13 protein-coding genes are annotated in these 13,112 nt (G+C 57.1%); 5 read left to right on the top strand and 8 right to left on the bottom strand.

Features of this window, described 5'->3' with window-relative positions; translation table 11 throughout:
• Window positions 1-15 precede the first annotated feature (15 nt).
• The 5 genes from AB4P96_RS08860 to acs all read right to left on the bottom strand — a co-directional run bounded on the left by AB4P96_RS08860 (window position 16) and on the right by acs (window position 6,117).
• Window positions 16-1,128, bottom strand: coding sequence for a succinylglutamate desuccinylase/aspartoacylase family protein (locus AB4P96_RS08860; RefSeq protein ID WP_099548199.1), 1,113 nt, complete (start codon window positions 1,126-1,128; stop codon window positions 16-18).
• 1 nt (window position 1,129) lies between these two features.
• A complete protein-coding gene (locus tag AB4P96_RS08855; protein ID WP_017138430.1) occupies window positions 1,130-1,828 on the bottom strand; it encodes an ABC transporter permease in 699 nt (232 codons plus the stop codon).
• On the bottom strand, window positions 1,825-2,514 hold the full coding sequence (locus AB4P96_RS08850; RefSeq protein ID WP_017138431.1) for an ABC transporter permease: 690 nt from the start codon (window positions 2,512-2,514) through the stop codon (window positions 1,825-1,827). The genes AB4P96_RS08855 and AB4P96_RS08850 overlap by 4 nt, the downstream gene beginning before the upstream one ends.
• 92 nt (window positions 2,515-2,606) lie before the next feature.
• Window positions 2,607-3,392: an ABC transporter substrate-binding protein gene (locus AB4P96_RS08845; RefSeq protein WP_065929365.1), complete on the bottom strand. Its 786-nt coding sequence runs from the start codon at window positions 3,390-3,392 to the stop codon at window positions 2,607-2,609.
• 769 nt (window positions 3,393-4,161) lie between these two features.
• Entirely contained in the window at window positions 4,162-6,117 is a 1,956-nt protein-coding gene (gene acs / locus AB4P96_RS08840; RefSeq protein ID WP_056861684.1) for an acetate--CoA ligase, read from the bottom strand.
• Window positions 6,118-6,514: 397 nt separating this feature from the next.
• On the opposite strand from acs, the gene AB4P96_RS08835 reads away from it, so the two are divergent.
• The 5 genes from AB4P96_RS08835 (at window position 6,515) to AB4P96_RS08815 (ending at window position 11,038) form a co-directional block, all read left to right on the top strand.
• A complete protein-coding gene (locus tag AB4P96_RS08835) occupies window positions 6,515-6,784 on the top strand; it encodes a DUF2790 domain-containing protein (protein ID WP_017138434.1) in 270 nt (89 codons plus the stop codon).
• 578 nt (window positions 6,785-7,362) lie between these two features.
• Window positions 7,363-8,613 carry a ribonucleotide-diphosphate reductase subunit beta gene (locus AB4P96_RS08830; RefSeq protein WP_395600682.1) on the top strand — a complete coding sequence of 417 codons (1,251 nt, stop codon included), beginning with the start codon at window positions 7,363-7,365 and terminating at the stop codon, window positions 8,611-8,613.
• Between the two features lie 358 nt (window positions 8,614-8,971).
• Complete coding sequence (locus tag AB4P96_RS08825; protein WP_017134656.1) at window positions 8,972-9,508, top strand: Bro-N domain-containing protein; 537 nt, start codon at window positions 8,972-8,974, stop codon at window positions 9,506-9,508.
• Between the two features lie 99 nt (window positions 9,509-9,607).
• Window positions 9,608-10,321, top strand: coding sequence for an HNH endonuclease signature motif containing protein (locus AB4P96_RS08820; protein WP_176991459.1), 714 nt, complete (start codon window positions 9,608-9,610; stop codon window positions 10,319-10,321).
• A gap of 72 nt (window positions 10,322-10,393) precedes the next feature.
• A complete protein-coding gene (locus AB4P96_RS08815) occupies window positions 10,394-11,038 on the top strand; it encodes an HAD-IB family hydrolase (RefSeq protein WP_099550488.1) in 645 nt (214 codons plus the stop codon).
• Between the two features lie 126 nt (window positions 11,039-11,164).
• On the opposite strand, the gene vapC is transcribed toward AB4P96_RS08815, so the two are convergent.
• The 3 genes from vapC to AB4P96_RS08800 form a co-directional block, all read right to left on the bottom strand.
• The gene (vapC, locus tag AB4P96_RS08810; RefSeq protein ID WP_017134653.1) at window positions 11,165-11,563 is read right to left on the bottom strand and encodes a tRNA(fMet)-specific endonuclease VapC; all 399 of its coding nucleotides are present in this window, start codon (window positions 11,561-11,563) and stop codon (window positions 11,165-11,167) included.
• The gene (vapB, locus tag AB4P96_RS08805) at window positions 11,563-11,793 is read right to left on the bottom strand and encodes a type II toxin-antitoxin system VapB family antitoxin (RefSeq protein WP_017134652.1); all 231 of its coding nucleotides are present in this window, start codon (window positions 11,791-11,793) and stop codon (window positions 11,563-11,565) included. Before vapB ends, vapC begins: the two co-directional genes overlap by 1 nt.
• 285 nt (window positions 11,794-12,078) lie before the next feature.
• Window positions 12,079-13,038, bottom strand: coding sequence for a LysR family transcriptional regulator (locus tag AB4P96_RS08800; protein ID WP_176991460.1), 960 nt, complete (start codon window positions 13,036-13,038; stop codon window positions 12,079-12,081).
• Window positions 13,039-13,112 lie beyond the last annotated feature (74 nt).

The following is a 13,112-nucleotide window of genomic DNA, read 5'->3' as shown; positions in this document are numbered from 1 at the left end:
CACAAAAACAGGTGGTCAGTCGTTGAGCAAGCGCCCGTGGCGCAGCGCTTCGCGCCCCGCCACCTTGGCCAGCCAGAAACCCGCTTGGGCATAACGTAGCCGTTCAACGGCAAACAACACCCCGGACGTCCCCGCGCAAACAATGCTGACGCGGTCGGTCAGAGGGTCAATCACTTCAAAAATCTCATCGCCCGCCTCTACCCGGTCACCGGCTTTACGCAGGTAACTGATCACACCGGCATGGGGCGCAAACAGCAACTCGGTACCTTCGAAGGGCAAGCCTTCGCACGCGTCGTACTGCGGCGCCGGCCATTGGCCGGTGATCAAGCCTTGCTCGGCGAGGAACGCGAGGATGCCTTCGGCGTGGAAAATCGCTTCATCACGGCCGGTGTCGGCCTGGCCGCCCAATTCCAGGGTAGTCGCCAGGCACGCCAGCGGAACCTGTGCTTCGGGGAACGCCTGTGACAGACGCAACCACGGCAGCGAGCAGGCTTCATCAAACGAACTGCCGCCGGAGTCTTCCGCCAGCAGGCCGACTTTCACACCCAGGTGCGCCGACAACGAGCGCCACTGCGGCCAGTGCTGGGGCAACGCATACATGTGCAACGCGGCTTCGGCGTCGCAATGCAGGTCCAGGACGATATCGGCGGTGCAGGCGTGGCTCAGCAAGATGCGCTGCATGCCTTGCAGCTGGCTGCTCGGCGCGGGCAATGCATTGAGTGCGTCGGTCATCGCCTGGCGGATCATGCGCACATTCGCGTGCGGGTCATCGCCTAGCTTGCCCTTGAGCAACTCGGCAACCGGCGCGCTCAGCTCGACGAAATCACGGTTGAAATTCTTGCCGCTACCCACCTCGAAACGCCCCTGGTGGCTGCCTTGCAGCAATTGGCCCAAGCCCATCGGGTTGGCCACCGGCACCAGCTCGATCACCCCGTTGAGGGCGCCTTGCTGTTCCAGTTCGGTGAGGCGCTTTTTCAGCTCCCACGCGGCGCGCATCCCCGGCAATTCGTCGGCGTGCAGGCTGGCCTGGATATAGGCCTTGCGCTCGCCACTGCCAAAACGAAACACGCTCAGTTGGCGCTCGCAGCCCAGGTGGCCCCAGGGCAACAGGTGATCGATACGTTCCATATCAATGCTTCCGTGGAGCCAGGTAGCTCAGCCAGCGGCCTTCGGCCAACTTGAACAGGCGCACCAGGATAAAGGTCAGGCACAGGTAGAACACGCCGGCGGTGATATAAGCTTCGAACGGCAAGTAATACTGGGCGTTCACGGTGCGTGCAGCACCGGTGATGTCGATCAAGGTGACGATGGACGCCAGACTGGTGGTCTGCAGCATCATGATCACTTCGTTGCTGTACTGCGGCAGCGCGCGGCGCAGGGCCGACGGCAGCAGGATGCGGCGGTACAGCTTGTAGCGCGACATGCCCATGGCCTTGGCCGCCTCGATCTCCCCGTTCGGCGTGGCCTTGAGGCTACCGGCGATGATTTCGGCGGTGTAGGCGCTGGTGTTGATCGCAAACGCCAGGCATGCGCAGAACGTGGCGCTCGACAGCAGCGGCCACAGGAAGCTTTCGCGCACGGCTTCGAATTGCGCCAGGCCGTAGTAGATCAAAAACAGCTGCACCAGCATCGGCGTGCCGCGGATCACGTAGGTGTAGAGCCAGGCCGCACCGTTGATGACCGGCTGCTTGGACACGCGCATCAAGCCCAGCGGCAAGGCGGCGAGCAGGCCAAAGAACAGCGAGATGGCCAACAGTTTCAGGGTGGTTACCAGGCCGCCAAGGTACAGCGGCATGGCTTCCCAGATGACGTTGTAGTCGAAGATCATAGATCAGCCGCCCTTACGCCTACCGAGTAGCGCTTCTCAAGATAACGCAGGGCCAGCAACGACACGCTGGTGATCACCAGGTACATCGCCGCCACTGCGAGGAAGAAGGTAAAAGGCTCACGGGTGGCGTCTGCCGCCTGCTTGGCCTTGAACATCATGTCTTGCAGGCCCACCACCGAGATCAGCGCGGTGGCCTTGGTGAGTACCAGCCAGTTGTTGGTGAAACCAGGGATCGCCAGCCGGATCATCTGCGGCACCATCACCCGGAAAAACACCTGGAAACTGCTCATGCCATACGCAAGGCCGGCCTCGGCCTGGCCCTTGGGAATGGCCATGAAGGCGCCACGGAAGGTTTCCGAGAGGTAGGCGCCAAAGATGAAACCCAGGGTGCCGATACCGGCGGCCAAGGGGTTCAAGTCGATATAGTCGTCATAGCCGAGCATCGGCGCGACGCGGTTTAACAAGTCCTGGCCGCCGTAGAAAATCAGCAGAATCAGCACCAGGTCGGGGATCCCGCGGATCACCGTGGAGTACAAGTCACCCAGCCAAGCCAACCAGCGCACCGGCGACAGGCGTAACGCGACCCCGATCAGACCCAGAACAATGGCCAAGGCCATGGACGACAAGGCGAGCTGAAGCGTCAACCATGCGCCATCGAGGATGACAGCCCCGTAGCCGTTCAACATGATTCAGGTCCTCGAAAAGGGGGATGAAAAAATGGCGCAAACTTCAGAATCTTCTGTTGCTTGCGCCATTTAGGACAGACAGCTGCGACGAGTTACTTAGGGTCAGCGCCGTAAATATCGAAGTCGAAGTACTTGTCCTGGATTTTCTTGTATTCGCCGTTGGCACGGATCGCGGCAATCGCAGCGTTGATCTTGTCCAGGTCGGCCTTGTCGCCTTTACGCACAGCGATACCGATGCCGTCACCGAAGTACTTGGCGTCGGTGAACTGTGGGCCCACGAACGCGTAGCCTTTACCGGCCGGGGTTTTCAGGAAGCCGTCTTGCAGCAGGGTAGCGTCAGCCACGGTGCCATCAAGGCGACCGGCTTCCACGTCCAGGTAGATTTCGTTCTGCGAGCTGTAAGGCACAACCGTGACGCCTTTAGGGGCCAGGACTTCCTTGGCGAAACGATCGTGGATCGAACCGCGTTGCACGCCGATTTTCTTGCCTTTGAGTTCATCCAGGCTGTCGCTGACGGTGGTGCCTTCCTTCATCACCAGCTGCGCTGGGCTCAGGTAGTAGCGGTTGGTGAAGTCCACAGACTTCTTGCGGTCTTCAGTGATGGACATGGACGACAGGATCGCATCGATCTTGCGCACTTTGAGCGCAGGGATCAGGCCGTCGAATTCTTGCTCGACCCATACGCACTTGACCTTCATCTCTGCGCACAGCGCGTTACCGATGTCGTAGTCAAAACCAACGATGCTGCCATCCGGCGCCTTCGAGGCAAACGGAGGGTAAGCCGCTTCGATACCAATCTTCAGGGGCTTTTCATCAGCGAAGGCCTGCATGGACAGCACGGACAGCGCCAGGGCGCCCAACAGCACAAGTTTCTTCATCTTGGGACTCCATCGGTATAGGGCAAAAAGCAGAATGAGCCGTGGCCCACGATGCGACTTAAGTGAAACCGAATAGCGGTGCTGCGTCCTACCCTGAATTGATACAGGAGACGACGAGCGAGTGATCGGCATTCTAACGACAGGCCGGAAGCCGATATTTCCTCAATGCGACAACAATTTACAGAAGCACCGAGAAAGCGGTTCCAGCACATTGACAGCCTCTGGATTTTATGCAGAGACAAAAGATATTAAACCTGTTGATGCTGCAAATTGCGGGCCTATTATTCGCAAACCCTTCTAGCACGGCAAGTCTGGCGTTTAATCTTATTTCTGAGGGTGTCTAAAACGCGGGTTTTCGGGGCGCAGGCGTAGCACATTGCCTCAGGATTGGGCGTGGGGTTACACATTTAGGCTGGACGGTAACATTCAGAAACCTCCTACGAAAGAAACCGATATTTATTGGCCTACACACAGATCGTTCCCACGCTCCGCGTGGGGATGCATCCTGTGACGCTCTGCGTCACGCCTCAAGAGCAGACGCGGAGCGTGGGAACGATCAGACTCCGGCCATGAAACACATTCCAAATGTGGGAGCTGGCTTGCCTGCGATAGCGGCCTGTCAGCTAACCCACCTGTGCCTGATACGCCCTCATCGCGGGCAAGCCAGCTCCCACAGTGATCCGGTTTCGCCAGTGCTATCGAAATCAAACCCCACAAAAAAGCCCCACCCGGCTCACGCCGAATGGGGCTTTATCCTACCCAGCCCGCCTTACGCGACGTTCATGGTCTTGTGCGTCTCAATCAAATGCGCCACCACACCTGGGTCAGCCAGGGTGGAGATATCCCCCAACCCGTCATACTCAGCCGTAGCAATCTTGCGCAGAATCCGGCGCATGATTTTCCCCGAACGCGTCTTCGGCAAGCCCGGCGCCCACTGGATCACATCCGGCGAGGCAATCGGTCCGATCTCTTTGCGCACCCAGTTTTTCAGTTCCAGGCGCAGCGCTTCGTTAGGTTCTTCGCCATTCTTGAGCGTGACATACACATAGATGCCCTGCCCCTTGATGTCATGCGGTACACCCACCACCGCCGCTTCAGCAACTTTCGGGTGCGCAACCATAGCGCTTTCAATCTCGGCGGTGCCCATACGGTGGCCGGAGACGTTCAACACGTCGTCCACCCGCCCGGTGATCCACCAGTAGCCGTCTTCATCGCGGCGCGCACCGTCGCCGGTGAAGTACATGCCACGGAAGGTCTTGAAGTAAGTGTCGACAAAACGGTCATGGTCGCCATACAGCGTGCGCGCCTGGCCCGGCCATGAATCGAGGATCACCAGGTTGCCTTCGGCAGCGCCCTCGATGATGTTACCGAGGTTGTCCACCAGCGCCGGCACCACACCAAAGAACGGGCGCGCCGCCGAACCCGGCTTGAGCGCGTGGGCACCCGGCAGCGGGCTCATCAAGGTGGCGCCGGTTTCGGTCTGCCACCAGGTATCGACAATCGGGCAACGGGATTGGCCGACATTCTTGTAGTACCAATCCCAGGCTTCCGGGTTGATCGGCTCACCCACCGACCCGAGCAGACGCAGGCTGCTGCCGTCCACACCTTCGCAGGCAGCAGTGCCTGAAGCCATCATCGCGCGGATCGCGGTCGGCGCGGTGTAGAGGATATTGACCTTGTGCTTGTCAACGATCTTGCCGACCCGCGTGATATCCGGGTAGTTCGGCACACCTTCAAACAACAGCGTGGTCGCACCATTGGCCAGCGGGCCATAGACGATATAAGTGTGACCGGTGACCCAACCGACGTCGGCGGTGCACCAATAGATTTCGCCTGGGCGGTAGTCGAACACACGCTCGTGGGTCAGGGCCGCGTACAGCAAGTAGCCGCCAGTGGTGTGCTGCACGCCTTTAGGCTTGCCGGTGGAGCCAGAGGTGTAAAGGATGAACAGCGCTTCTTCGGCGCCCATCTCCTTAGGCGCACACACAGTGCCCGCCACTTTCATCAGGTCTTCGTACCAGATGTCGCGATGCTGGTTCCACTTGATGTTGCCATTGGTGCGCTTGCACACGATGACTTTCTGGATGCTGCTGGTTTCCGGGTTGGTCAGCGCGTCGTCGACGTTGGCCTTCAGCGGAATTTTCTTACCGGCGCGGATGCCTTCGTCGGCAGTGATCACCACCTTCGACTTACAGTCGATAATGCGACCGGCCAGGGCTTCCGGCGAAAAACCGCCAAACACCACGGAGTGAATCGCACCGATGCGGGTACAGGCCAACATGGCGACCACGGCTTCGGGGATCATCGGCATATAGATAGTCACCACGTCGCCGCGGTGTACATCCTGGCCGCGCAGGGCGTTGGCGAACTTGCAGACTTCTTCATGCAGCTCGCGGTAGGTGATGGTGCGGCTTTCGGAAGGGTCATCGCCCTCCCAGATGATCGCAGCCTGATCACCACGCTCGGCGAGGTGGCGGTCCAGGCAGTTGTAGGAAACGTTGAGGGTGCCGTCGGCAAACCATTTGATGTCGACATGGTGGTCGTCGAAAGAGGTCTGCTTGACCGCAGTAAAAGGCTTGACCCAGTCAAGGCGCTTGGCTTGCTCGCGCCAGAAGCCATCGGGGTTGACCACCGACTGCTGGTACATGGCCTTGTAGGTCGCCTCGTCGGTCAGCGTGTTGGCTGCTACTTCGGGGCGAACGGGGTACAGGGAAGCCGCACTCATCTTTCTTACCTCGGTGACAATAGTTGTTTTTGTATGCCCTGTTGTAGCCGGGGCGCCCCCATAGAACCATTCGACGATGGTAGTAACAAGCCCCTACAAAATGCCCTGCTATGCCCTTTCAGGGCTCTGGCCCACGGCCTGCGCGGCTTTGGCGCCTGATGAAAAAACCTTTACCACGGGATTGTTACAAAAACCGCCAATAGTGTTTATCAAAAGCACGGGTATATGAATATAAGCCACAGGCCTAAAATCAACTCCGCCAACAAGGCAACGTGATTAACACCGTAACAGCCCCCACGAAGGCAACGTTAATCCGAACTTCCCAACTCTTAAGTTACACACGCGGCCTCATAAGGGCCCCGTGACCCCTTTCGCCCTGAAGAAGGTAAATACAGTAATGAAAGCTCTCGTAGTTATGGCCCTCAGCAGCTTGTGCGCCACCGCCGCCCTGGCCGATGAGGCCCCGACCGAGCTGGCCGGCCAGAACGCCCCGATTGTTGAAGATTACACCTACAGCACACACTTGGATGTGGCCAAAGTATTGTCCATGAGCAACATCCCTGATGTCTGCAACGTTGTACCGGTACAAATGGAATATGAAGACTCGCAAGGTCAGCGTCATATTCTTAATTATCAAGTGATGGGCAATGGTTGCTCTAACGGGTAATAACTTTTTCAGTAAGATTTAAACCCGGATCTTGGTCGCCGCAAGAAATCGTTCTTGCGGCCAAGAACCGCCCTCTGGCCCACCGCCACCCCAATGTGGGAGCTGGCTTGCCTGCGATGGCGATCTCAGCCAAACACCCCCCCTACAGCCCTCCTCAATTCCCCCTCCCACAGCCCTACAAAAACTATCCCACCGCCCGTCAAAAAATTCCTACCCCAGCAAAGCCTTGCAAACACACGCTCTGGCCGAAAACCACAGCATTTTGGCCCTCCATCGTGACCATCGGCCGCAACACAAAGCCGATTTTTTCCCTATAATGCGCGGGTAAATCGGGCCTGCAATATCCCTTTACACCGGGATGAAGAGCCAGACCTGAGGCCTTCGCGCAAGCACGCACCTGTCGCTGCGCACCTCAAGCCTCAAGCAGAACCCGTAACCCTTATTCCGTTTAATTGCCTGCGCGAGCTGTTGCAACAAACGATTCCTTAAGATCCACCGCGGCCTCTGGGCCGTGTGAACACCCAACCATCCGGTTTCACACGGGCACCTTTGAGCCCTCACGCAGGAGACGACACGTCATGCTGAGCTGGGACGAATTCGACAAAGAAGAAGAAGGCGAAGTAGCCGCTAAAGGCGCCAACGCCGGCCACGCCACCGAAGCCAACATGGACCGCCTCGACGGTGCCGGCGCCGCCGCCGCCATCGAAGCCCGCGCCGTCACCGCCAACGACTCCGCCGCCATCGTGCGCGCCAAGGCCGCCCTGGACAAACTCGACGTCGCCGAAGGCCTCGCCGAGCTGGAAGGCTCCGCCGCCCGCGTCGCCGTTGACGAAAAGCGCATGATCAACTGCCGCGCCGACCTCAACCAACTCGTGCCCTTCAAGTACGACTGGGCCTGGCAAAAGTACCTCGACGGCTGCGCCAACCACTGGATGCCGCAAGAGGTCAACATGACCGCCGACATCGCCCTGTGGAAAAACCCCGAAGGCCTCACCGACGACGAGCGCCGCATCGTCATGCGCAACCTCGGCTTCTTCTCCACTGCTGATTCGTTGGTCGCCAACAACCTGGTACTGGCCGTGTACCGCCTGATCACCAACCCGGAGTGCCGCCAGTACATCCTGCGCCAGGCCTTCGAAGAAGCGATCCACACCCACGCCTACCAGTACTGCATCGAATCCCTGGCCATGGATGAAGGCGAGATCTTCAACATGTACCACGAGATTCCATCGGTCGCTAAAAAAGCCGCCTGGGGCCTCAAATACACCCGTTCGATCTCCGATCCGAAGTTCGAAACCGGCACCGTCGAAACCGACAAAGAACTGCTGCGCAACCTGGTCGCCTACTACTGCGTCCTGGAAGGCATCTTCTTTTACTGCGGCTTCACCCAGATCCTGTCCATGGGCCGCCGCAACAAAATGACCGGCGTGGCAGAACAGTTCCAGTACATCCTGCGTGACGAGTCGATGCACCTAAACTTCGGTATCGATGTGATCAACCAGATCAAAATCGAAAACCCGCATTTGTGGGATTCTGAAATGAAGGAAGAAGCGACCCAGATGATTTTGCAGGGGACGCAGCTGGAGATTGAATATGCGCGAGATACCATGCCGCGTGGGGTGTTGGGGATGAATGCGGCGATGATGGAGGATTATCTGAAGTTTATTGCTAACCGTCGTCTGTCGCAGATTGGCTTGAAAGAAGAGTATCCAGGCACCACCAACCCGTTCCCGTGGATGAGTGAGATCATGGACTTGAAGAAAGAGAAGAATTTCTTCGAAACCCGCGTGATCGAGTATCAAACCGGCGGCGCGTTGAGCTGGGATTGATTCCTAAGCCAAGCAACATTAAGAAGCCCTGAATTATTCAGGGCTTTTTTATGCCCCCTTGATCTGTATAGGAGCCGTCTTACACCAAAATCATCCATAGAAAGGTTGATACGAATTTCGATGCTGAATAGTCTCGTCTACCGGTGCCTAAGAAACGCCCAACGTAGCTGCTAGCCTCACTCACACAGTCAAAAAATCGCATGGCTAATCATGCGGAATGAATACTGTATCGAGGCCAAGCAAGTTGGAGTTTTTTAAAACCCGCTCTCTACGTTGGGTTCCCACCCTTCTGTAAATCACGTAGAGGTCATAGGAAGTGTCTAGCCAATATCTACTCAACTTGCCTAACGCTGAAGGTATGCTCACATCCGAGCTTTCAATCGCCTTAGTTTTTACTCGTCATAATCTTCAATTACATGCCCTCCTTCTAGAAAACCAAGCGTGGTTCTGTGCGCGTGACCTTGGACGTTTGATGGGGTGGTTCTTAGACGAGCGCACGACTCGCAAGCTCGATGAAGACCAACGAAGAACTCTAAAACTGCTGTTCCACGGTCAGCCCGAAGAAATGCTGATGATCAGCGAATCCGGTGCTTACGCGCTGTTGGTCTATCACTACACACCCGGAAACCGCCTGCTGCGTAGTTGGCTCACTCATGAAGTGGTTCCAATGTTGAGGGACGAGCGTCAGCCACGAACGGTGGAACGACCGTTGTTGAGCATGTTGGATTGGCCGGAGATGTCGTTGAACCTGCTGCATTGGCAAGATGAAGGCTGGATAAGGCTTCGGGATATGCCGTATCTACTGGTTAACCGGACGTACCGGAGGGAGACCATAAAGACTCCATGGTGGCGAAAGCTCACCCAAGTTTTCCGAATAAAGCAGCGAATGTACTGACGCAAACGAACGGCAAGTCCCACCGACTCGTAGGAAATTTCGTAGACGCAATAATGGCTACTCAGTATCGTCCGAGGGTTTTCTACCCTCGGCGGCTGTATGGATACGAAAAAAAGTAATACCGGATGGAGCGACCAGGAGCTTGAAGCGTCCGTCGATGCCTATCTGAAAATGTGGACCCTTGAACGAAGTGGTCAAGCCTTTAAAAAATCAGATGAGAACCGGTTACTGCGAGAGGGGCCACTCAACCTGCGCAGCGCTTCGTCAATTGAATATCGCATGCAGAATATCTCTGCGGTATTTGAACAGCTGGGTTTGCAACGTATCACTGGCTATATGCCTGCGAAAAACATCGGTGCCGGAGTGAGTGAGCGTATTCGCAAGGTGCTAGCAACAAAACCTGGCCTGCACGCTGAGCTTGGTCTGGCAGCCGTAGATAAGCCACTGCCCGACGAGCGCCCCATTTTTTCGAAGCCTTTCCTTGTAATCGAGCCACAAGGCATTCTGAATCCACGGCAGTTGTTTACTGTCAGTCTTTCTTACGCACGCGCCGAGCATGTGCGTAAGCTGGTTCGACAGTTTGCGAATGGGGTCTGCGAAGGCTGCGATTTGCCAGCGCCATTCGCCGGAATTGATGGCCAGCCATTTCTTGAAGTACATCACGTCAAGCACCTCGCCCAGAAGGGTTCGGATCGCACGACCAATGCTGTAGCCTTGTGCCCCAATTGCCATCAGCGTTGTCACCGGTCGAGTGACCGGGAGGCTTTCACTGAGGAGCTTTACTCCAAAGTCGGAAGATTGGCACGGGAGTAAACTCCAGTGGTCACACCTGATGAACGCTCAAAAAACACTAGATAGGACCGAGGCCAACCCGTGAACCCAGACATGCTCGAAGCCGGCCCCATCGACGCCAAAGTACTCTCCGTCTTTGACTTCGACGGCACCCTCACCCACCACGACAGTTTCGTGCCCTTCCTCAAATTCGCCTTTGGCCCCGGCGAGTTTTACGGCCGGATGGTCAAACTCGCCGTGCCTGGGTTGCGCTTTTTGCTGCAGCAGATCAGCCGGGATGAGTTGAAGGCGCAGTTGATCCGCACCTTTATGACGGGCGTGGAGAAGGCGTGGGTGCAGCAGCAGGCTGAGGCGTATTGCCAGCGGTATTGGACCAAGCTGATGCGCCCCAAGGGCTTGCAGTCGGTGGAAGATGAGGTGAAGTCCGGGGCGGTGGTGACGCTGTGTTCGGCGTCGCCGGCGTTGGTGTTGCAGCCGTTTGCGAATCGGCTGGGGATCAAGTTGATCGGCACTGAACTTGAGGTGGTCGACGGCGTGTTGACGGGCAAGCTCACGGGGAATAATTGCCGCTGTGAGAACAAGGTGCTGCGGCTTGAGGCGGTGTATGGGGATTTGGGCGAGTATCGGCTACGGGCCTGGGGCGATACGCGTGGGGATCGGGAGTTGTTGGCGGCGGCGCAGGATGCGCATTTTCGGCATTTTCATTCGAAGAAGAAGCGCGCCAAGTTGCAGCGGTGATGCGGGTGGGTGGGGTCGGCGGGTGGACCGAGGCGATCCTATCGCTGCCTCGCTGGGGCTCGAGAGCTCCCACAGATTGATCGGCGTCAGGCTGGACGCACTTAGCATGGGTGCCAAGAGGTCAGCTCACACCCAATCTTCTACCCGCAATCCTGGCACGCGGTCGAACTCGCGTCGATTATTCGTGACCAAAATCAGACCCTGCGAACGGGCATGCCCGGCGATCATCTGGTCATAGGGACCTATCGGAGTACCCGCTCTAGCCAGCTCTGCGCGAAGCTGCCCAGTATGTATCGCGGCGTCTTGGTCGTATTTTAAAACCTCCAGGCGCGCAGCAAACCCTTCTACGTCGGCGAGGTTTCGCTCCGGGTTAGCTGATTTTTCAGCACCGTAAATCAACTCCATCAGGGTCACTGTACTAATACCCAGTTGGCCATGGTGCCTTTTGAAGGTTTCACGCACCTGTTGGGGTTTGTTTTTGATGGTGAAGATGCAAATGTTGGTATCTAGCATGAACTTGAGCATTAAAAAGATTCCCGCTCTTGTTCCGCTGGTTGCTCGCGGTCGGTCATGAAGTCAGGCGTGACCCCCTCGCCATCAAACCAGCTGTCCCATGACTCACCGGCTGGGGTGATGATTCTGGCTCTTCCGATAGAGATAACATCTACGCGCTTTACATCGTCCGGCATGGCAGCAGCTTTTGGCAAACGTACCGCTTGGCTGCGGTTGCTTTGGAATACAGAACCTTGGTCCATGATGGCCTACCTCTAGTGATCGTTTAATATCGCAACGCTACACCACAGCCTGGATATGTCAACGGGATATACATTTCGTTACGGGTCGAACCGCTGGTCATACCCTGCATTCACGAAAACACCAAAGAGCATTTGAATTTGATAAAAAATTCACTCTTCGCGCCAAAAACGTTAATGGCTTACTGAGAGGTGATGCAGGTAGGTGGGGTCGGCAGGTTGACCGAGGCGATCCCATCGCTGCCTCGCTGGGGCTCGAGAGCTCCCACATTTGAGCTTTGTTGACGCTTAGGCCGGCGTCTTCAGGTCCACGCCCAGCGCCGTTGCAAAGGCTTTCACCATCGGGCTTCTCGGCGCGTTGTGGCGCAGGATAAGGTTGAATGCCGTGCTCAGGTAAACCTGTTCCGGGCACAGTGCGCGCAGGCGCCCCTCCCTGACCAATGGCGCGGCGTAGTGTTCCGGCAGGAAGCCTAAGAAGCGGCCGGTGAGGATCAGGATGGCGACGGCTTCCACCTGTGAGGCCGAGGCGGACTGGCTGTCGTAGGTGACGAAGTTGGCTTTGTCGCGATGGATCGCGTACCGGTGGTTGACCACTTCGTATTGGCGCAGCACGTCTGGGGTGATGTCGCTCGCGTTGAACAGCGGGTGTCCTACGGCGCAGTAGGCGTGGGCTTTTTCTTCGTAGAGGGGGAAGTAGTCGAATTCTTCACGGCGCTGGTACACCGGCACGATACCGACGATCAGCCGCCCCTCCACCACGCCGCGTTCAACTTCGTCGAGTTGCGAGGCATGTAGGCGCAATCTAATTTTTGGCGATTCGCTGTGTAGTTTCCCTAACGCGGTAATTAGCGGCGAATTAACGTCGGAGACGGTGTTATCAATTACACCGACACTAAGGTCACCAATCAGCTCGTTTTGCGCCGAACTAAGCTTGTCGCGAAAACTGTCTACCGAGGTAAATAACTCGATGGACGCTTGATACACCAACTTGCCTTCTTCGGTCAGGCCGAACCCTTCGCGGCCCCGTGTGCACAGGCGCATGCCGATGCGAATTTCGAGGTCGGAGATCTGTTTGCTGATGGCCGCCAGGCCCACATTCAGCTCGTTTTGCGCGGCGCTGAAGCCACCGGCTTCGACCACGGCCATGAACACGCGCAGCAATTTGAAGTCCAGCCCGCTCAGTTGCAGGGGCGGTCGTGTACCGGGTTTGGGCGGTATGTTTCCAGAAGTGGAAAGTGGGGTTTCCATAATACGCGTTGACCTCAAGTGCCATATTCAACAGGCTTCAACCCAATCCTTGAACATAGCCAGGCGGCGATAAT

Origin of the sequence: Pseudomonas sp. B19125 (genome assembly GCF_044218855.1) — a bacterium.
GTDB classification, from domain to species: domain Bacteria; phylum Pseudomonadota; class Gammaproteobacteria; order Pseudomonadales; family Pseudomonadaceae; genus Aquipseudomonas; species Aquipseudomonas edaphica.
The sequence above is the reverse complement of the archived record's forward strand: the minus strand, read 5'-3'. Positions and strand labels throughout refer to the sequence as shown.